The 21185-nt window shown below is 32.1% G+C and carries 15 protein-coding genes and 2 tRNA genes; 9 read left to right on the top strand and 8 right to left on the bottom strand.

The genetic code is table 11. From position 1 onward, the window contains the following. Positions 1–21: 21 nt before the first annotated feature. The 3 genes from SHI72_RS06530 to SHI72_RS06520 all read right to left on the bottom strand — a co-directional run bounded on the left by SHI72_RS06530 (position 22) and on the right by SHI72_RS06520 (position 1504). Positions 22–1062 (bottom strand): ligand-binding sensor domain-containing protein, encoded by a 1041-nt coding sequence (locus tag SHI72_RS06530; RefSeq protein WP_323489419.1) that lies wholly within the window; start codon positions 1060–1062, stop codon positions 22–24. Positions 1063–1264: 202 nt separating this feature from the next. Continuing rightward, positions 1265–1338: transfer RNA gene (locus tag SHI72_RS06525), tRNA-Arg, on the bottom strand. 91 nt (positions 1339–1429) lie between these two features. Further along, positions 1430–1504 (bottom strand) — tRNA-Val (locus tag SHI72_RS06520). Between the two features lie 201 nt (positions 1505–1705). Between SHI72_RS06520 and SHI72_RS06515 the strand changes: the two genes are divergently transcribed. Then, entirely contained in the window at positions 1706–3493 is a 1788-nt protein-coding gene (locus SHI72_RS06515) for an ABC transporter ATP-binding protein (protein WP_323489418.1), read from the top strand. A 117-nt stretch (positions 3494–3610) separates the two neighbouring features. Here SHI72_RS06515 and SHI72_RS06510 read toward each other — a convergent pair whose 3' ends face one another. Then, complete coding sequence (locus SHI72_RS06510) at positions 3611–4777, bottom strand: proline dehydrogenase family protein (protein WP_323489417.1); 1167 nt, start codon at positions 4775–4777, stop codon at positions 3611–3613. 181 nt (positions 4778–4958) lie between these two features. Between SHI72_RS06510 and SHI72_RS06505 the strand changes: the two genes are divergently transcribed. From SHI72_RS06505 to recQ, 6 genes are all read left to right on the top strand, one after another. Then, positions 4959–7247: an O-antigen ligase family protein gene (locus tag SHI72_RS06505; RefSeq protein ID WP_323489416.1), complete on the top strand. Its 2289-nt coding sequence runs from the start codon at positions 4959–4961 to the stop codon at positions 7245–7247. A 202-nt stretch (positions 7248–7449) separates the two neighbouring features. Further along, positions 7450–8517 carry a 3-dehydroquinate synthase gene (gene aroB, locus SHI72_RS06500; RefSeq protein ID WP_323489415.1) on the top strand — a complete coding sequence of 356 codons (1068 nt, stop codon included), beginning with the start codon at positions 7450–7452 and terminating at the stop codon, positions 8515–8517. A gap of 294 nt (positions 8518–8811) precedes the next feature. Continuing rightward, the gene (locus SHI72_RS06495) at positions 8812–10215 is read left to right on the top strand and encodes a decarboxylase (RefSeq protein WP_039114210.1); all 1404 of its coding nucleotides are present in this window, start codon (positions 8812–8814) and stop codon (positions 10213–10215) included. Between the two features lie 101 nt (positions 10216–10316). After that, positions 10317–11285: a deoxyhypusine synthase family protein gene (locus SHI72_RS06490; protein WP_039114211.1), complete on the top strand. Its 969-nt coding sequence runs from the start codon at positions 10317–10319 to the stop codon at positions 11283–11285. Between the two features lie 9 nt (positions 11286–11294). After that, a complete protein-coding gene (locus SHI72_RS06485; RefSeq protein ID WP_039114212.1) occupies positions 11295–11702 on the top strand; it encodes a hypothetical protein in 408 nt (135 codons plus the stop codon). Positions 11703–11788: 86 nt separating this feature from the next. Beyond that, positions 11789–13900, top strand: a complete 2112-nt coding sequence (recQ, locus tag SHI72_RS06480; protein WP_323489414.1) for a DNA helicase RecQ — start codon at positions 11789–11791, stop codon at positions 13898–13900. Positions 13901–14431: 531 nt separating this feature from the next. Here the strand turns inward: recQ and SHI72_RS06475 are convergent. From SHI72_RS06475 to SHI72_RS06460, 4 genes are all read right to left on the bottom strand, one after another. Then, complete coding sequence (locus SHI72_RS06475; RefSeq protein ID WP_323489413.1) at positions 14432–14947, bottom strand: DinB family protein; 516 nt, start codon at positions 14945–14947, stop codon at positions 14432–14434. Positions 14948–14958: 11 nt separating this feature from the next. Continuing rightward, entirely contained in the window at positions 14959–17544 is a 2586-nt protein-coding gene (locus SHI72_RS06470) for a phosphoenolpyruvate carboxylase (protein WP_039114215.1), read from the bottom strand. A gap of 96 nt (positions 17545–17640) precedes the next feature. Continuing rightward, positions 17641–18120, bottom strand: coding sequence for an Lrp/AsnC family transcriptional regulator (locus SHI72_RS06465; protein WP_007805990.1), 480 nt, complete (start codon positions 18118–18120; stop codon positions 17641–17643). A gap of 77 nt (positions 18121–18197) precedes the next feature. Beyond that, a complete protein-coding gene (locus SHI72_RS06460; protein ID WP_323489412.1) occupies positions 18198–19352 on the bottom strand; it encodes a M14 metallopeptidase family protein in 1155 nt (384 codons plus the stop codon). 312 nt (positions 19353–19664) lie between these two features. Between SHI72_RS06460 and SHI72_RS06455 the strand changes: the two genes are divergently transcribed. Further along, entirely contained in the window at positions 19665–20141 is a 477-nt protein-coding gene (locus SHI72_RS06455) for a helix-turn-helix transcriptional regulator (protein WP_323489411.1), read from the top strand. A 419-nt stretch (positions 20142–20560) separates the two neighbouring features. After that, positions 20561–21160: a TlpA family protein disulfide reductase gene (locus SHI72_RS06450; RefSeq protein WP_039114218.1), complete on the top strand. Its 600-nt coding sequence runs from the start codon at positions 20561–20563 to the stop codon at positions 21158–21160. The last annotated feature ends 25 nt before the right edge of the window (positions 21161–21185 follow it).

Raw genomic sequence — 21185 nt, 5'->3', positions numbered from 1 at the left:
GTTTTTAAAATGGCGTAAATATTATTTCTGACCCTCTTTATTTTTAAAGTCCGTGACGGTCTTTCCATCATAACGATACACTCCGTTCATAGATCCAAACCAAATATTCCCATCACGAGCTTCTAAAATACCAAAAAGACCGTTTCCTCCTGATTTAATTTCGCTTACAGTAGGCTTTTTATTAGATAAAGATTTTCCGTCATACCGAAAAAGTGCCCAAACCTGACTATTGTCCCTTTGTAAACTAGTCCAAATATTACCTTTTTTATCCTCAAGTATATAACCAACAAAATTCTTCGTGAAACTGATAAATGTATTGCCATCATAGCGCCAAAGACCATCGAACCCACCAAGCCAGATATTTCCCTTTTTATCTTCAATTAAAGAACGAACATTTTTAAAAGGTTTGTCGTTATGCGTGAAAACAGAAAATGTTTTTCCATCATAAGTAAAGGTGTTACCTCTTGTAGCAAACCAAAACTTGCCTTTTTTGTCTTCTATAATAGAATTAACTTCATAAGGACGTCTATTCGGAAAAGTTTTCCCTGTCCTATCCTCATTCATGCTATTCCCATCTATGATGTAATTTCGAAAGGATTTCCCATCGTAACGGCTTGCTCCTCCGGAAACACCAAACCAAATGTTACCTTTTTTATCTTCATAAATACTTGTAACTTCATTATTAAGAAGACCTTCCTTAATTGTAAAATTCTGAAAGGTTTTCCCGTCGTAATAATAAACACCTGAACCTATAGAACCGAACCACAAGTTGCCATTTCTATCTTCTAAAAGAGAAAAAAAACGAGTCGAAATCACTTTACTTGTAATATTAGTAAAAGACTTTCCATCGTACCGAAAAATACCAGTAAATGCAGCAATCCAAATATTATTCTTTCTGTCCTGTATAATATTTCGACTTATCCATTGAGGTCCATAGGAAGTAATTACATCCTCAGTTTTGGAGTAGATAATAATTCCCCCACTTTCTGTTTTGTTTTGTCGACAAGAGGTGTAAAGAAAAAGTATAAATAGCAAAGCACAAACCTGTAAGTATTTCTTCATTGTGTCTGATATTGGTTCAGATTTTATACTAATATAAAAACAATTCTTAATAAATCATCAAATGACTTTTAGTTTACCAGATACTATCATAAATATGCATTTTGGAAGTTTTACTACTTTCTGATGGATCAATAAAAAAGTTGTAGCAAGAAAAAACCATAAAAAAAAGCTTCAAATCAGTGATTTGAAGCTTTTTATTTTGTGACCTCGACTGGATTCAAACCAGTAACCTCTTGAGCCGTAATCAAGTGCGCTATTCAGTTGCGCCACGAGGCCGATTGTGCAAATTTGCAATCCATACCCCAACAGTAAAGTACAAGTGGGGAAAGACATAAAAAAACTCCAATATTACTAATGGAGTTTTTAGTGGGCGATGAGGGGTTCGAACCCCCGACCCCCTCGGTGTAAACGAGGTGCTCTGAACCAGCTGAGCTAATCGCCCTATTTTACTAGGTTGCTATCGTTATCTGATTGCGAGTGCAAATATACAGCTAGATTTGGTATCTGCAAGCCTTTTTTCAAAATAATTTCAAAGTTATTTTTACTTCCTTATTTTCCAATACTTTAATTACTTCACGAAATGGGACAATTCTTTTGTAGTAACTCGCTATAGTCATACATTTGCATTTATAAATAATACACAATGGCAAGATTCAAAGAAAATGATTTACCAAAATCAAAAATAACCGCTACTTCACTCAATAAAGCAACCATAATTTTTAAATACGCAGGAAAACACCAATGGAAATTTTATGTCGGATTGATTTTCTTACTCTTTACAGGAGCAACTGCCCTAGCCTTTCCTAAATTAATGGGAATGCTGATAGATTGCGTTAAGAACAAAGACAATTCTGAGGCAAATATGATTGCACTAGGATTAGTAGTTATCCTTTTTTTACAATCTATATGTTCATTCTTCAGATTATCATTATTTGTAAATTTTACCGAGAATACACTGGCCAACCTTCGTTCGGCGCTTTACAGTAATTTAGTAAAGTTACCAATGTCATTTTTCTCTCAAAAACGAGTAGGAGAATTAAATAGCCGTATAAGCGCCGATATTACTCAGATACAAGATACATTAACCTCTACAATTGCCGAGTTTTTACGTCAGTTTATATTAATTATAGGAGGTGTTATTTTATTGGCTACTGAGAGCTTAAAACTAACCTTATTAATGCTGTCTGTAGTTCCGCTTGTAGCAGTTGCAGCAGTTATTTTTGGTCGTTTTATCCGTAAATATTCTAAGAAAGTACAAGATCAGGTTGCCGAGAGTCAGGTAATCGTCGAGGAAACCATGCAAGGAATTAGCATTGTAAAAGCTTTTGCTAACGAATGGTACGAAATTGCACGTTATAACGGAAAAATTAAAGAAGTAGTAAAACTAGCCATCAAAGGTGGTAAATACCGTGGTTACTTTGCTTCCTTTATCATTTTCTGTTTGTTTGGAGCAATCGTAGCTGTAGTTTGGTATGGCGTACGATTGAGTATTGCTGGCGAAATGAGCGTAGGACAATTAATATCCTTTGTACTCTACTCCACTTTTGTTGGAGCTTCTTTTGGTGGAATCGCCGAATTATATGCTCAAATTCAAAAAGCTATTGGAGCAACAGAACGTGTTTTTGAATTATTAGACGAACATCCTGAGAAAATAAACTCGCACCAAAATTCAACTGCAATCGAAAAAATACAAGGAAATGTCACTTTCAAGAATGTACAATTCAGTTACCCATCAAGAAAAGAAATTACAGTTTTAAAAGATGTTAATTTCACTGCAAAATTCGGTCAGAAAATTGCAATTGTTGGACCAAGTGGAGCTGGAAAATCGACAATCTCATCTTTATTATTACGTTTTTATGATATAGATGCTGGAGAAATCATTGTAGACGGGAAAAACATCTACGATTACGATTTAGAAAACCTAAGAGGAAACATGAGTATAGTTCCTCAAGATGTAATTTTATTTGGTGGAACCATTAGAGAAAACATCGCCTATGGTAAACCAGACGCAACCGAAGAAGAAATTTTAATAGCAGCAAGACAAGCCAATGCATTTAATTTCATTGAAGGTTTTCCTGAAAAATTCGACACTTTGGTTGGAGAAAGAGGAATCAAACTTTCTGGTGGTCAGCGTCAGCGTATAGCCATTGCACGTGCATTGCTTAAAAACCCAAGTATCTTAATTCTTGATGAAGCAACATCATCATTAGATAGCGAAAGCGAAAAACTAGTACAAGAAGCACTTGAGATTTTAATGCAAGGAAGAACAAGCATAATCATTGCTCATCGCCTTTCAACGATTCGTAGTGCCGACCAAATTTTGGTTCTAGATAACGGTATTATTTCTGAGCAAGGAACGCACCAGGAATTAATCGCACTAGAAAACGGAACATATAAAAACTTAAGTAACCTACAATTTAGTAATTCATAAGTTCTAAATATCAAATTAGGAAAGTAAATTCCATAAAAAAACTCCAATTTTCATTGGAGTTTTTTTTTTATTAACTGGAGATTGTAATCTGCAACTGAAAACTGAGATTAAAATCTACTATCCTTTTCTTCTCTTACGCTCTGTTTTTAAAAGCTCAAGCTCTCTATTTGTTTGTCCCGCAACCGAAGTATTTTCTTCCGCTCGACGGATAAGGTAAGGCATAACATCTTTCACAGGTCCAAATGGCAAGTATTTAGCAACATTATAGCCATTTGCAGCAAGATTGTAACTAATGTTATCACTCATACCATATAACTGACCAAAACAAATTCTATGATCATTATGTTGTATTCCTCTTTCTTGCATTAATTGCATCAAAGTATAAGAACTATTTTCGTTATGAGTTCCAGCAAAAATAGACATTGTTGCCAAATGCTCTAACATATATAAAACGGCTGCATCGTAATTGATATCCGTAGCTTCTTTAGATGCACAAATTGGAGTTGGGTAATTTTTCTCCTCAGCTCTTTTGTTTTCTTTTTCCATATAAGCACCACGAACCAGTTTCATACCAATGAAAAAACCTTCAGTTTTAGCTTGTTCATGCAATTTTTTCAAATAATCCAAACGATCCCAACGGTACATTTGTAATGTATTGAATATAATGGTTTTCTCTTTATTGTATTTACGCATCATATCGGTAACCAAATCATCGGCTGCATCTTGCATCCAACTTTCTTCAGCGTCAATAAGCAAAGCCACATCATTTTTATGCGCTTCCTTACATACAATATCAAAACGTCCTATTACTCTATTCCACTCTGCTTGTTCAGCTGGGTTTAAAGTTTGTTTCTCACCTAATTTCTCATACAATTCAAAACGACCTAAACCTGTTGGTTTAAAAACCGCAAACGGAATTGCTTCACGTTCTTTGGCAAACTCAATTGTTTTTAAAGTCATTTTTAAAGCAGCATCAAATTGCTCTTCTTCTTCTTTCCCTTCTACTGAATAATCTAATACAGAACAAACACCTTTAGTGTACATTTTATCAACAACAGTAATACAATCATCCTCATTTACACCACCACAAAAATGGTCGAAAACTGTAGCACGAATTAATTTTTCTACTGGTAAATTTGCTTTTAAAGCAAAGTTAGTTACAGCCGTTCCTATACGAACTAAAGGCTGATTAGCAATCATTTTAAAAAGAAAATAAGCTCTTTCAAGTTCTGTATCACTTTTTAACGAAAATGCAACTTGTGTATTATTAAATATTTTTTCCATTATTAGGGATTTTTTTGTGCAAATATAGAGAGAGTTTGAATACTTTTTTTGTTAAAAATGCATTATTTTATATCATTAAATGCTTAAAATAAATAAAATCAACGCAAAAATGTAAATTTTCACTTAATAAAAAAAGTTATATTTGTTAAAGAAAAAATATTAATCGATAAAATGTTTTCTTATGGCAAACAATATTGACAAACAGAATATTTCAGACTCCGTTGCTATTTTTTTCATAATATTACTTTTACTCACAAATTTCCTGCCCCATCCCAAATCAATCGACCTACTTTATCCTCAATTTTTATATCTATCGGGACTAAACTTAGTAATGGGATTGTATTTTTATTTTAATCCTAACGTCATTTCTACCTACACCTTTCCGCTATTAAAAAAGAGCTATCTCTTAAGACTATACCTACTATTTATTATCCTTTGTGCTATATCAGCTATCAATACAAAAAACACAACTTTAGTTCTAGAAAAAATAACAGAGCTAATCATTGCTTTTTGTTTAGTGGTTAACTTTATTGTTTTATTAAAAAACAGACTTGATTTATTTAATAAAATCGTTTTTATTGTAGGCATAACAGCCTTTATACAATCCTGTGTAGAGATATACAACTTAAAACTATTGGCTTCTCAAGGAACAATATCATTTGGACTTCAGAATATGGTGAAAACCACGGGAAACATCAATATTTTAGCCTCAAGCTTAACTATAAAAATTCCTTTTCTGTTACTCGGAATCACTACTTTTTCGGGTTATAAAAAACTGTTTTCATACATCACATTACTACTTGCTATCACAACAATACTTCTTACTGCAGCGAGGGCAACATTTATTAGTCTATTCTTAGTTTATATTGTTTACATAATCTTTTATCTAAAAAATAATTCGGTTAACAAATCCTCATTAGCAACTTCCATATCTCTTACAATTCCGATTATTATAGCTGTATTTATTACCAATTTAGTTTTTGAAAGATCTGCAAACGAAGAACGTTACATATCATTAGGAAACCGAGTAGAACAAATAAATCTTAAGGATGAATCTATTAAAACCAGAATAACAATTTGGGGAAATTCGATACAATTAGCCAAAGAAAACCCAATTACAGGAGTTGGATTAGGAAATTATAAAGTAGAATCTATTCCGTATGAAAAAACATTAGATAACAATTCTTCTATTTCTTTACACTCACATAATGATTTCCTGGAAGTAGCTGCCGAAACAGGAATCTTAAACGGCTTGATCTATCTATCCATTTTTATTCTTATTACTTTTATCAATATAAAAAGAATCTTCAAATCAGCTGAAACTAACCGCAAAACAATTGCCTTACTAACCTTGATGATGACGATTGTTTATGGAGTCGATTCTGCTATAAACTTCCCGATGTTTCGTCCAGCAATGCTAATTTTCTTGTGTTTAATATTCGTATTAACAATCATAAATACTCCACCTCCATCAAGCCTTGAATTTGAAACTAACAAAAGTAAATCCTATTTAATACTGATTACAATAAGCATAATAACTAGCTATTTTGCCTTTTTAAACAACAAAGCTTCAAGTCTTGAATATTTAATCCAAAAAGATGTTGAAAGTTTATTTGCTACAAATAACCTAACTGGTGATGAACTACTTAAGAGAATACCAAAATATAAAAACACACTTAGCACAGCCGAATCATTTTATGAATATGCTGGTATTTATTATACGAACGAAAAAAGATATGACGACGCATTAAAATACCTTTCGAAAGCTGATAAAATAAATCCTCATTTCGGACGAATCTTCTTTTATAAAATGGTTATATCGAATGCAAAAGGAAACATAGATAGCGCTTATATCTATGCAAAACAGGCATTTTATTTACGACCTCGAAATGTAAATTTCTTTAAAATGTCTGCCCAATTTGCACGTGCTAAAAACGATACTTCAGAGATATTTAAAGAACATAACCTCTTTATTAAATACCGAAACATTCCCGAAGCATGGGGAATTGCCGCAGAGGAACTACAAAAAAGTAATTATAACAGCTCCAAATTACTCCGTTTTATAGACAACGGTTTGCGATACCATCCTGCCGACACTCTTTTGACTAAACAGAAAAACAACATTTTAATTCAAAAATATACCAACGAAGGTCGGGATTTATTCCTGAAAAATGATTTAAAAAAGAGCTTGGAATTATACCAGAAAGCATTAAAAATTGACCCAAATAATCCCGATACAATGCAAAACTTAGCATTCTATTATTATAGTTTAGGCAAATACCAAGATGCTAAATCATATTTTCTGGAAGCATTAAAACGTCGTGAGTTTAAATCTGGACGTACCGAATTTTTTATAGGTAATTGTTACTTAAAAACCAACGAAAGAGAAAATGCCTGTAAGTACTTTTCTATTTCAAAAGCCAAAAACTTTCCTGATGCTCAGCAGCAATTAAATCTAAACTGTAAGTAATACAAGCCTTATTTCGCCAATTACAAAGGGAAAACACGCCCTTTTAATTTCCATATCATTGCTTTTAACCAAAAAGCATGTTGTTTGTTATTGAATAATTTTTCACTCATTAGTTAGTATTTTACACAAATTAGAGAGTGAGTTTGAATATTTTTTAGTTTAAAATGCCTTATTTTTGCGCTTTCAATTAACTACAGAAAACATGCAATCAATTCACGCCAATAATTATCCGATACATTTTAATCAAAATGCATACGAAGCTTTAAATAATCATTTAAAAGAAAATAAGTATTCAAACCTGTTCATTGTTGTAGATACTGACACAAATGAATATTGTTTACCTAAATTTTTACCTTTATTAGAAACAGACTTAACTATCGAAATTATCGAGTTTGAATCGGGCGAAATCAATAAGAATATTGAAACTTGCATCGAAATATGGAAGGTTCTAACGGAGCTTGGCGCTGATAGAAAAACATTGGTTATTAATCTTGGTGGTGGCGTTGTTACCGATTTGGGTGGTTTTGTAGCTTCTACATTTAAACGTGGAGTTGATTTTATACACATCCCAACTACTTTATTATCTATGGTTGATGCATCTGTAGGTGGTAAAAATGGTGTTGACTTAGGAAATTTAAAAAACCAGATTGGTGTAATCAATGTACCTAAAATGGTATTAATTGATACGCAATACCTGGAAACTCTACCTCAAAGCGAGATGCGTTCTGGTCTTGCCGAAATGCTAAAACACGGATTAATTTACGACGCTGCATATTGGGAGAAATTTTTAGATTTAAAAGCTATCGATTTTGCAGATCTTGACGAGTTGATTTATCGCTCGGTAGAGATTAAAAACGAGATTGTAATGCAAGATCCTACTGAAAAACATATTCGTAAGGCTTTAAATTTCGGACATACATTAGGACACGCTATCGAAAGTTACTTTTTAGAGAATGAAAATAAGAAAACATTACTACATGGTGAGGCAATTGCTATAGGTATGATTCTGGAAAGTTACATATCATTACACAAAAATTTAATTACAAAAGAGGAATATTCACAGATAAAATCGGCTATAAAATCTATTTATGACGATGTTGTTATTGAAGAAAATGATATCGAACCTATCTTAGAATTACTAATTCATGATAAGAAAAACGAATATGGCTTAATTCAGTTTGCATTAATAGAAGGAATCGGGAAAATAAAGATCAATCAATCGGTTGAAAATGAATTAATTCTTGAGTCCTTTCAAGATTACAAATCTTAACGTATTTTTTAATAAAAAAGCTTTGCTTTACGTATATAATATTTTTTACATTTGCAGCGTGAAAAAAAATCAAAAACAAAAAGAATTCCGTTCATACAAGAACCAAGTCAATACTTCATTCCTGAGGATATTGAACCGTTTTTATAATATAAAAGGAAACTATTGTTTTGACCTGTTTCAATGTACAAAAGCGGAGCACGAGAAACTACAAATCGTGTATGCAAATATTCGGGTTTGAATTTTAGATTATTTTATTGTTTACCACATAATTTAATTTAAAATATACATATCTCAATGAATACAAAATATTCTGATTTAATCAATCAAACTTATTACTTTCCTCAAGAGGAATTTACTTTAAACAAAGACAACCTTCAATTCCACAACATCGATTTGATGAAATTAGTAGAGAAATATGGTACGCCATTAAAATTTACTTATTTACCTCAAATTTCTAATAATATCAACAAAGCAAAAAGTTGGTTTAGAAAATCGATGGAAAAAAATAAATACGAAGCTAAATACTATTACTGCTATTGTACTAAAAGTTCGCATTTTGAGTTTATCATGAATGAAGCTTTCAAAAACAATATCCATATAGAAACTTCTTCGGCGTTTGACATCAATATCGCTGAAAATTTATTGGAGAATGGCAAGATTAACAAAAATACACATATAATATGTAATGGTTTTAAAAGAGACCAATACGTAACTAATATTGCAAGACTTATAAATAATGGTCATAAAAACACCATTCCAATTATTGATAATTACGAAGAACTTGATTTGCTTCAGGCAGAAATAAAAGGTAAATTTAAAATCGGAATTAGAATTGCTGCCGAAGAAGAACCAAAATTTGAGTTCTATACTTCGAGATTAGGAATTGGATACAAAAATATTGTTCCTTTTTATAAAAAAGAGATCAAAGAAAATAAAAATTTGGAACTAAAAATGTTGCACTTTTTTATTAATACTGGTATCAACGACAATGCATATTACTGGAATGAGTTGGTAAAATGTATTAAAGTTTATGTAGCTTTAAAAAAGGAATGCCCTACTCTAGATGGTTTAAACATCGGAGGTGGATTCCCAATTAAAAACTCATTGGCTTTTGAGTACGATTACCAATACATGATTGATGAAATTATCAATCAAATTAAAATTGCTTGTGATGAAGCTGAAGTAGATGTTCCTAATATTTTTACTGAATTCGGTTCATTTACCGTAGGTGAAAGTGGTGGTGCGATTTATCAGATTCTTTACCAAAAACAACAAAATGACAGAGAAAAATGGAATATGATTGATTCTTCTTTCATAACTACTTTACCTGACACTTGGGCAATTAACAAACGATTTATTATGCTGGCTGTAAACCGGTGGAATGATACTTACGAACGGGTTCTATTAGGCGGACTTACTTGTGATAGTGACGATTATTACAATTCCGAACAAAATATGAATGCTATTTACTTACCTAAATATAATAAAGAAAAGCCTTTATATATTGGTTTCTTCAATACAGGAGCTTATCAGGAAACGATTGGTGGTTATGGAGGATTACACCACTGTTTAATCCCACAACCTAAGCACATTTTGATAGATAGAGATGAGAATGGATTTTTGGCAACTGAAGTCTTTTCAGAAGAGCAAACATCAGATCAAGTATTGAAGATATTAGGGTACAGTAAAAAACAATAAAAAAAATCGCAAATTGTACTATATTTTTATAAATTTTATTAATTTGCATAACAATCTTTAAGGGTTTTTATAACCTTTGAATTCAAAAAAAAAAAGAAAAAATGAAAGGACCAATTAGTCAGTTTATTGAAAAACATTATTTACACTTTAACTCTGCATCTTTAGTTGATGCTGCAAAAGCATACGAGCAACAATTGGCAAATGGAGCCAAAATGATGGTAAGTATGGCTGGAGCAATGAGTACTGCCGAAATTGGAAAGATTTTTGCCGAAATAATTCGTCAGGACAAAGTTCAAATCATTTCTTGTACAGGTGCAAATCTAGAAGAAGATATCATGAATCTTGTAGCACACTCTCACTACGAAAGAGTGCCAAACTATCGTGATTTAACTCCTCAGGATGAGTGGGATTTATTAGAAAGAGGATTAAACAGAGTTACAGATACTTGTATCCCTGAGCATGAAGCATTCCGTCGTTTGCAAAAACATATCTACAAAATATGGAAAGATGCAGATGATAAAGGAGAGCGTTATTTTCCACATGAATTCATGTACAAAATGTTACTTTCTGGAGTATTAGAAGAATACTACGAAATTGACTTAAAAGATAGCTGGATGTATGCTGCAGCAGAGAAAAATTTACCTATTATTGTACCAGGATGGGAAGATAGCACAATGGGGAACATTTTCGCTTCATACGTAATCAAAGGTGAATTAAAAGCATCTACGATGAAATCTGGAATAGAATATATGGTTTTCTTATCAGATTGGTACCCTAAAAATAGCACTAACGGAATTGGATTTTTCCAAATTGGTGGTGGTATTGCTGGAGATTTCCCAATTTGTGTGGTACCAATGTTATACCAAGATATGGAAATGCACGATGTTCCGTTTTGGAGCTATTTCTGTCAAATTTCAGACTCAACAACCAGTTATGGTTCATACTCTGGAGCCGTTCCTAATGAAAAAATTACTTGGGGTAAATTAGATATTAAAACTCCTAAGTTCATTATAGAGTCAGACGCTACCATTGTAGCACCGTTAATTTTTGCATATTTATTAGATTTATAGAATAACTTTATGAAAAGAGTAATAGTTGATTACGCTAAACTTACCAATGAAATTTTAAACTTATTAGTTGATAAATTTCCTGATGGTTATGATGATTCGGATGTTATCCGTTTTAGAAATGCTAAAAACGAATTGATAGAAGCCGTTGAAGTACGTACAGAAGATACTATCTATTTAGTAAAAATTAGTACTAAACTTGCTGATAGAATTGAAAATTACGATGAAGATGATGAAATCGATGCAGATGTTGACACAATCGAACCAATAAAAGGTCTTGATCTAGACGACGACGCTGCTGACGATGACGACGATGAAGATGAAAACTTAGACAAGCCAGATCTTGACGGAGATGATGACGATGAAGACCGTGAGAAAGATATCGCCGATGAGGATGATGACGAAGATGATGAAGATTAATTAATCTGAATATTTCAAAATAAAAAAGGAACTCATATTATGAGTTCCTTTTTTATTTAGCAAATTACCTACAAAAATATAAGCCAATGAAAACAGAAATATTACACGCCAAGCTAAAAGAAAATTTTGGATTTGAAAAATTCAGACCAAACCAGGAAGATATTATAAATACAATACTTTCTGGTCGGGATACTTTAGCAATTATGCCTACTGGTGGCGGAAAATCTATCTGTTTTCAGTTACCGGCATTAGTATTACCAGGAATTACAATCGTTATTTCTCCACTTATTGCCTTGATGAAAGATCAAGTCGATAGCTTGAAAGCAAACGGAATTGCTGCTTGTTTTATAAACAGTAGCCAATCTGAGCAAGAGCAACAATTTTATATGGAAAGCTTAAAATCTAACACTATAAAGTTGGTTTACATAGCTCCCGAAAGCTTATCTTATCTAGATATCATTTTCAATCAATTAACGGTAAGCTTAATAGCAATAGACGAAGCGCATTGTATCTCGGCTTGGGGACATGATTTTCGTCCTGCTTATACTAATTTAGGATATCTAAAAAATCGCTTCCCTTCTACTCCTGTCCTTGCATTAACGGCAACTGCCGATAAAGCGACGAGAACCGACATTACAAAACAATTAAATTTAAATAACCCGAAAACGGTTGTTGCTTCTTTTGATAGAAAAAATTTAAGTCTGGAAGTACGTCCTGCTCTCGACAGAGTAAAACAAATTATAGATTTTATCGAAAAGAAACCTCACGAATCTGGGATTGTTTATTGCCTAAGCAGAAAAACAACCGAAGAACTTGCCCAAAAATTACAAAAAAGAGGAATTAACGCCAAAGCATATCATGCAGGTCTAGATAATAAACTACGTTCTAAAACTCAGGATGATTTTATAAACGACGATTGCCAGGTTGTTTGTGCTACAATTGCTTTTGGGATGGGAATCGATAAATCAAATGTGCGTTGGGTTATACATTACAATTTACCCAAAAATATCGAGGGTTATTATCAGGAAATCGGAAGAGCTGGTCGTGATGGTTTGCCATCAGAAACTATCTTGTTCGAAAGTTACAGCGATGTTATTCAGTTGCAAAAATTTGCTTCTGAAGGTTTAAACGCCGAAGTACAACTTGCAAAATTAGAACGAATGAAACAATATGCGGACGCTTTAAGCTGTCGCAGAAAAATCTTGCTTTCTTATTTTGGTGAATTAGTAAATGAAAACTGTGGTAACTGTGATATTTGCAAAAATCCTCCTAAGTTTTTTGATGGAACCGTTATTGCTCAAAAAGCGCTATCAGCCATTACACGTTTACAAGAAAAAGAAACTTTAGCAGTAATTGTCGACTTTCTTAGAGGTTCTAAAAACGCTCATATTTACGAAAACGAATATCAGAATTTAAAAACTTATGGTATTGGTGCCGATATTTCTTGGTACGATTGGAACCAATATTTGATTCAGTTGATAAATTTAGGCTATTGCGAAATTGCTTTTCACCAGCATAATAAAATTTTACTGACTCCTTTTGCCAAAAAAGTATTGTTTGAAGGAGAAAAAGTTCAGCTTACAACCGTAGTTAAGAAAGCTATTGAGCAAATTGAAATACAAGAAAAAACTACTAAAGCTAAGCCAAATTCTCTTTTTGAAATACTCAGACAATTGCGCTACAAGATCTCTAAAGAAGAAGAAGTCCCAGCTTATGTAATTTTTAGTGATGCTGTTTTAAGGCAAATGGAATTATTACGACCAATGAGCGATGATGAACTTATCGCAATTGACGGAGTCGGAAAAGCCAAACTCGAGAAGTATGGTTCCGATTTTGTAAATGCTATAATCGATTTTTTCAAAAACAAAAAAGCTCCAAAGGCAAAATCTAAAAAGGAAAGCAGCACATATAAAGTAACCTTAGAGTTATTTCAGGAAGGAATTTCTATTGAGGCTATCGCAGCAAAAAGAAAACTTGGTATTTCGACAATTGCATCTCACTTAGCCAAGCTATATGTTGATGGGCATGATATTAATTTATCTGATTATGTTTCTGATGCCGAAGTTATCCAGATAAGAAAAGCCCAAGTAAAACTTGAAAATCCTGAAACACTAAAACCCTATTATGACTTTTTTGAAGAGCAAATTTCTTATGATAAAATACGTTTAGGCCTGGCGATTATTGAGAAGAATTATTAAAATATGATGAATTCACGTACTCATTAAGCGCTATTACACCTCTAAATCTTTGTCAAAGTTTTGAACTTTGACAAAGATTATTGTGTTTCTTACAGAGATTTATCGCACTCAAAAAAGCAAGTTTACAGAAAATTATCTATCAAAATTGAGACGAATTCCATTTTTATTCGCTTAAAAAATCCGTTTTATCAACGTTTTTGCTTTAGCAAATCCGTATCATCTACGTTCCTTTAAGACTTTCTAGCGGAATCGAAGGAAACAAACTACTCGCATATCAACAAAAACAAGACAAATTGCAATTACTCTTCGACTCGACTCAGGAGGACAAATTTGAAACTTTAATCACAAAATCTTTTAGAAACTAGGATAATCCTTAGCCCTGATGGGAACGGCATCCTTTTTATTTTTCCTTTAAAAATAAAAAGATATAGTGTCCCGATAACTATCGGGAAGCAGGATTAGCTCCAAAAAAAAATCCTGTGAATTACTATTTCACAGGACTTTTAATATTTAATTGTAGCATTTTATTAGCTACAAATATCTTTCTTGAAAGACTTTTTGATGATGTTTTTGGTGTCCAATAATAACAAACCCTAAAGCTCTAACTGATATCTGATTATTTGATGCTGTACCAATTCGTTTGAGCTGCTCTTCTGATAAACTTTTATAGAACAATAAATTCGAATGTCTTACTGCCGAAAGTTCCGTTAATAGATCCTGAATGCTTCTTGCGTTTGCATTCGTATTATCTACATAATCATTTTCATCAAAACTTGGCAATCCTGTTTTATCGTTTCTAGAAAAACGTAAAGCACGATATGCAAAAATACGTTCGGTGTCGATTATGTGCTGAATGATTTCTTTGATTGTCCATTTTCCTTCGGCATAACGATAATCAAATTTATCCATTGGGATATTCTGAACAAACTTTATAAAATCATGCAAAGAAATTTCTAGTTCTTCAATCAAATTAACATTTCCTGCTTCGCGGATATAAGTTGTAAATCCTCCAGAATACTCGTTTTCTAATAATTGTGATCCTAACATAATAATTAAATTTAAGCTGAATTTCTACTTGCGTTTGTATTTCCGAAAAGCGAACGCGTTACTATTTTTTCATAAACTTTAATTAGGTCTTCATCGACTTTATCTTGCTTGTTTAATTCATTAATTCTTAACAAAGCATATTGTTGTATTGTTAACAATGGCAATACTATACGCTCTCTTATCTGAATTGATGCTTTACCATCAGGATAATTCTCCATTAACTCTTTATGTCCAGCAATTTTTAATAAAAGGCGTTTAGTTTCCGAAAATTCATCGTAGATAATTTGCCAAAACTCTCCAAATTCAGGGTCTTTCCTCATGTAAGCTGTTAATGGTAAAAATGATTTTGCCAATGACATCATACTATTTTCTAACAAGGTTTTAAAGAATAATGAATTATCATATAAATCCTGAACTTTTTCCCATTGGTTTGTTTCTTCAAAATGTCTTAAAGCTGAACCTACTCCAAAGAAACCTGGTACATTTTGCTTTAACTGACTCCAAGAACCTACAAACGGAATAGCTCGTAAATCGGCAAAATCCAGATTCTCTGACTTGCTTCTTTTTGATGGTCGGCTACCAATATTTGTTTTAGAGTAATATTTTAGAGTACTCATTTTTTCCAGATAAGGAATAAACTTAGGATGATTCTTAAAGCTTAAATACTCTTGATACCCTAGTTCTGCTAGTTGATCTAATATATCTTTTTCATCTACAGTCAACTCATTTTTACCTTTACTAAATACCTGATTTGTAACTCCGGCACTTAATAAATTCTCTAAATTATAGCGACAAGAATCTAATGTTCCAAAATTTGAACTAATTGTTTGCCCTTGTATTGTAATCTGAATTTCGTTATTCTCGATTTTTGGACCTAATGAAGCATAAAACTTATGCGTTTTTCCTCCTCCACGAGCTGGTGGTCCTCCACGTCCGTCAAAGAAAATAGCTTTAATTCCGTATTTTCTTGAGATTTCAGTAAGCGCTTCTTTAGCTCTGTATATACTCCAGTTTGCCATTAAATACCCTCCATCTTTTGTACCGTCTGAGAATCCTAACATTATAGTCTGCTTGTTTCCTCTCTCTACAAGGTGTTTTGCATATTCTGGATTTGTGTACAATTGCTCCATAATTTTATGGGCTTTTTGTAAATCATCAACAGATTCAAAAAGTGGGATTATATCAACCGTTGGACTTTCCCAATTGTTTAATCTAATCAATGCAAAAGTCTCCATTACATTCAGCGCACTTTCGTTATTACTAATTATATAGCGATTTGCTCCATACTCGCCATTATTTTCTTGTATGGTTTTAATAGCTTGAATTGACTCTATTGTTGATTTTGTAATTTCGTTTTCAAACACATTAGAGTTAAGATCTCCTTTTACTTTTGAAAGGATTGCTATCTTTTCGTTCTCTGATAAATCATAATAATTAGCAGGAAAAACTGTAGAGTCAGACTTTAAGTAATATGTTACAACATCTTTAAAAACAGCATCATGTATTTTACTATTCTGACGAATATCTAGTGTTGCAAAATAAAAACCAAACAAGTTAATTTTTATAAGTAACGCCTCTAATTCGTCTAAATACAACGACTGATGCTTATCAATAATTATATCTTTTATCTTGTTTAATTGTGTTTTAAACTCGTCTAAAGTAATGTAAATTTCCCCTTTTGAATAAAAAACAGAACGATATAATTTAAACTCTAAATCTGAAACTAATGTATCTACTCCCGCAAAAGTCAGTTTTCTTTTTAGGTTTCGTATCTCTACATAGTAACATTTTAGAATCGAAGTTCTCAAACGTTCTGCAACCTTTAAGGTAATTGCAGTGGTTACAAATGGGTTTCCGTCACGGTCTCCTCCTGGCCAAAATCCTAGTTTTATCAATGGATTTTGAATTGATTTTCCGTGAAAGATGTTTCTTTGAAGGTAATGCACTATTTCGCCCGAAGTTTCATAAAATACATTCTCTAAGTACCAAATTAAACTTACCGCTTCGTCGTAAGGATTTGGTTTTTCGTTTTGTATAAATGGTGTTTTTCCTAATTGAGCAAGTAATTTCTTGATTTTAAGCAAATCATTTGCACGAATCGCATCGGTTAAATCATTGATAATACCTAATACTGGCCCTGGGTAAAATTGTGTAGGATGCGCAGTTAAAACGGTACGAACATTAAAGTCTTCTAAAAACTCTACTAAATCATCTTCTTTTTCTTTAGCATCAGACTTTTCTTTGATATCACGAAGCGATCCTCTTCCTTCCATATTGTTTACAGTAGGAAATGCTGCGTCTTCGATAGCATCAAACAATACAATTTGACGCTCGATATATTGAATAAATCGAAACATTAAGTCGATTTTATCTTTCTCGGAAGCATTATTTAAATACTTTCCTGAGAAAAAATTCACAATTTCTTTAGGTGTTTCTTGTTTTTTGAAGCCTGTTTCGCAAACTTCGGTAAATAAAGGAAGCAAAACCCCAGTATTATCAATAGAATCAAATGGTAATGTAATAAAGACACTATTGTAAATATGGTATTTAGAAAGAACGTCTTGATTAAAACGTTCAATTTTAGGAAGCGTATACATAATGTGTTATAGTTGGTTGGTTGTTAATAGTTAATTTTTCATAAAAAAACCCCAAGAAAAACTTGAGGTTATATTCAATATAGCATTCAAGGTCAATTACATATTTTTAAAAATAGTATGCATCAAACGCTTCTTATCATTAATACTTTCTTCTAACGAGATCATAGTTTCTGTTCTGTAAACTCCTTCGATATCATCAATCATAAAGATAACTTCTTTAGCATGTTTCGTGTCTTTTGCTCTTATTTTACAGAAAATATTGAATTTTCCTGTAGTTACAGATGCTACTGTTACGAATGGAATTTGATTAATACGCTCTAAAACAAATTTTGTTTGAGATGTATTATTCAAGAAAACACCTACATAAGCTATAAATGAATATCCTAATTTATCATAATCCAAGGCTAATGAAGATCCCATTATTATTCCGGCATCTTCCATTTTTTTCACCCTTACATGTACTGTTCCTGCAGATATCAATAATTTTTTTGCAATGTCAGTAAACGGTACTCTTGTGTTGTCTATCAACATGTCTAAAATCTGGTGATCTACTTCATCCAAACGAAATTTACTCATAATTCTTTAATTAATATTACTAATTGCTATTACAAAGTATAAAAATATATATAAAAAATAACAAAATGACAAAAAAACTAACTTTTTATCAATCCATTAACAAATTTTATGTTTTTATCTAAATAAAAATCTGCTTTCTGACTTGTTTTCGGAATATTACTAAAATCATCAGTATATGTTGCCCCTTTAGCATCATATTCAAAATGACCGTAATAATTTTCTAATTCACCAACTTCGGTAATATAAGCAGTGAAACAAATTTTATTTTCAATCAATTCTTCTTTGTATTGTGCGGCAAAATTCGTGATTATTTCGATACCATCATAATTTATTTTGATGTTTTTATACATAAAATCATAAAAAACGACTTTATTTTGTGAAATATTCAAATATTTATTAATTCCATTGACAACTATATCGTTTTCGCTTAGTGCTTTAAATCCAGTAATTAAGGCGAAAAATATATACTTCCTAGTAACTTCTCTTTCATAATCATTCGGATAATGCCCCGCCTCAAATAAAATTGTAGGCACTCCCAGATATTGGAACGTATCTCCTATGCAATTAATATTAAAAGAATCATCAAAACGCCCTACTTGCCCAGGGATATACTGCTGCAGAACATCATTCATAGCAACAATCAGATCTATAGCCTTTGTACGGGACTCATTTATCTCTCTCTCTTCATTATATGCAGGTGCCAGAAACGAAACCGTAGCAGGCTTTCCTGTGTCTCCTGCGCCAAAAATAGTACGCTGATCATGCAGGTTATAACAATAATGAGGTTTAAACGCTTCAAAAGCAGCTCTTAATACCTTACTCTCTGGCTGAGTTAACTGTTGTGAATCACGATTTAAGTCGACTTTGTTAGCGTTTTCTCGGGTATATAACTTCGCACCATCGGGGTTTAGTATAGGAATGGAATAAAAAGTAAAGGTTTCTAGCATTTTATTTGCAAAATCTGAACCGCTATTTAAGACATTAATAAAGTCAAATAAGGCTTTTGTGGTCGTGCTTTCGTTTCCATGCATTTGCGACCAAAGGTAAATTCGTGTTTTACCAGACCCAATTTCGTAACTATATATAGGTTGATCCAAAACTGATTTACCAATAATCTTAACTTGATTATTAGTATTTAATTTGTCTAATAAGGGAGTAATTGCATCTAGTGTAAGATACCTTCCTTGAATACTTTGTTCTTTATGTAAGCTAAATAATTCTTCTAAATTCATGTCGTATTGTTTGGTTTACAAAAGTAAACATCTTTATTTTTACAATTGTAAACAATTAAATTTTGCCATAATCTACATTTGTAAACGCTTATTTTCTCGAAATAACCTCCATTTCCCTTGGTTTTGGTGACATTTGTTACCTATTTACAAAAACATACTTATAACACTAAATACTAATAACTTACACAACATCACATAAAGCCATGTAGTCAGTAAAATAGCTAGAATTAGGCAATTTACAATTGTATAATTGGTGCTTCGGTATATTTTAGTTACATTTGTAAACCATCTTAATTTAAAACACAATTTACAATGGTAAACATCGAGGATTTTATAAAAAGATTGGAAACCATACTAGATTATTATGGTTTAAATGCTTCTTCTTTCGCAGACAAAATTGGGGTGCAACGCTCTAGTATGTCTCACCTACTTTCTGGCAGAAACAAACCTAGCTTAGATTTTATATTAAAAATTATTGAGATTTTTCCCGATGTAGATTTGTATTGGGTCTTGAACGGAAAAGGTACTTTTCCTAAAAGTGAAAATATCGAAGTGGTTACAAATTCAATTCCACAAGAAATTGAAAAACCCATCGCTCCTATTTTTCCAACTAAAAGCTTTATCCCCGAAGATATATTCTTAGAGATAGAAAATCCAACGGAGAAAAAACCAATTGAAAAAAATACTCCTGAAATAAAAAACGTAATTCCTAATTCTTCTTCTTCCGAAGAAATAGAAAAAATTGTGCTTTTTTATAAAAATGGAACTTTTAAAATTTACACTCCTTAAAAATAAGCGAGCCCTTTTCGATTTTTGTAAGACAGAAAAAAACATCCTCTACACTACCTCTCTTCTGTCTTACTCTCAAACTATTACTGCAAAATCAAGACTTGTTTGCAAAAGCTACTTCTAAAACAAAGTATTTTTTGTTTAACCTAAAATTGTACGATATTTTCCTATAATTAATCCTATTCTTACATATTGCTTTTTTTATCGCAATTTGTCCATTTTATTTGTTGTTTATCGATTTTATTTGTAACATTGATACGGCTTAAGAAAAACATATTTTAACAATAATATCTTATTATTATCTATTTAAATAGTATTTAAATATGATATTTTTATTCATATTAACTAAATGTGTTTTATAATGAAAATAATTAACAAGTGTTTAATTCTATATTTTCAACCAAAAAAACAACCAATTTATGAGGAAAAAATTCCTTCTTGCCGTGTGGTTTTCATTTCTTTTCGGTGCCATCTTAGTTTTGTTCTGGCAAAATGAATACCAATACAGTTTACCTACACCCGTCCCAAAAAATCATCACGATATTGCTATGGGATCTCACATTAATCTAGGAAAACAGTTTACTACTAAAAATAAACCTGTTTTCATCCATTTTTTTAATCCCGATTGTCCATGCTCCCGTTTTAACGTGCCACATGTAAGTGAATTAATAAAAAAATATGGAGATAAGATTAATTTCAATATCGTAGTTCTCAACAAAGTAAAAAATTTCACAGTAGAAGAAATTCAAGACAAATTTGATTCTAAGGTTCCTGTTTTCTTTGATAATGATATTGCTGAAAAATGCGGTGTGTTCTCTACACCTCAAGCGGTTCTTATTGATGCTTCCCAAAATTTATATTATCGAGGAAATTATAACAAGACAAGATATTGCACTGATGCAAATACTAATTATGCACAAATGGCAATTGATTCTTTATTAATCCAAAACAACAAACCTTCTTTTGATGCTTTGGCCCTTAAAGCTTATGGATGTTCATTACCTAAATGTACTAAATAAATCTAACCTTAACCAATTTCTAATT

This window comes from Flavobacterium sp. PL02 (assembly GCF_035013205.1).
In the GTDB taxonomy this organism is placed as follows: domain Bacteria; phylum Bacteroidota; class Bacteroidia; order Flavobacteriales; family Flavobacteriaceae; genus Flavobacterium.
Note: the sequence above shows the minus strand (reverse complement) of the source record. Positions and strands in the feature narration are given on the sequence as shown.

What these genes read in the sequence shown, in the direction of transcription:
- SHI72_RS06490 (WP_039114211.1), top strand. Translation starts at nt 10,317, where the DNA reads ATGAAAGGACCAATTAGTCAGTTTATTGAAAAACATTATTTACACTTT.
- SHI72_RS06465 (WP_007805990.1), bottom strand. Translation starts at nt 18,120, where the DNA reads ATGAGTAAATTTCGTTTGGATGAAGTAGATCACCAGATTTTAGACATG.
- SHI72_RS06470 (WP_039114215.1), bottom strand. Translation starts at nt 17,544, where the DNA reads ATGTATACGCTTCCTAAAATTGAACGTTTTAATCAAGACGTTCTTTCT.
- SHI72_RS06530 (WP_323489419.1), bottom strand. Translation starts at nt 1,062, where the DNA reads ATGAAGAAATACTTACAGGTTTGTGCTTTGCTATTTATACTTTTTCTT.
- recQ (WP_323489414.1), top strand. Translation starts at nt 11,789, where the DNA reads ATGAAAACAGAAATATTACACGCCAAGCTAAAAGAAAATTTTGGATTT.
- SHI72_RS06485 (WP_039114212.1), top strand. Translation starts at nt 11,295, where the DNA reads ATGAAAAGAGTAATAGTTGATTACGCTAAACTTACCAATGAAATTTTA.
- SHI72_RS06455 (WP_323489411.1), top strand. Translation starts at nt 19,665, where the DNA reads ATGGTAAACATCGAGGATTTTATAAAAAGATTGGAAACCATACTAGAT.
- SHI72_RS06505 (WP_323489416.1), top strand. Translation starts at nt 4,959, where the DNA reads ATGGCAAACAATATTGACAAACAGAATATTTCAGACTCCGTTGCTATT.
- SHI72_RS06495 (WP_039114210.1), top strand. Translation starts at nt 8,812, where the DNA reads ATGAATACAAAATATTCTGATTTAATCAATCAAACTTATTACTTTCCT.
- aroB (WP_323489415.1), top strand. Translation starts at nt 7,450, where the DNA reads ATGCAATCAATTCACGCCAATAATTATCCGATACATTTTAATCAAAAT.
- SHI72_RS06510 (WP_323489417.1), bottom strand. Translation starts at nt 4,777, where the DNA reads ATGGAAAAAATATTTAATAATACACAAGTTGCATTTTCGTTAAAAAGT.
- SHI72_RS06475 (WP_323489413.1), bottom strand. Translation starts at nt 14,947, where the DNA reads ATGTTAGGATCACAATTATTAGAAAACGAGTATTCTGGAGGATTTACA.
- SHI72_RS06450 (WP_039114218.1), top strand. Translation starts at nt 20,561, where the DNA reads ATGAGGAAAAAATTCCTTCTTGCCGTGTGGTTTTCATTTCTTTTCGGT.
- SHI72_RS06515 (WP_323489418.1), top strand. Translation starts at nt 1,706, where the DNA reads ATGGCAAGATTCAAAGAAAATGATTTACCAAAATCAAAAATAACCGCT.
- SHI72_RS06460 (WP_323489412.1), bottom strand. Translation starts at nt 19,352, where the DNA reads ATGAATTTAGAAGAATTATTTAGCTTACATAAAGAACAAAGTATTCAA.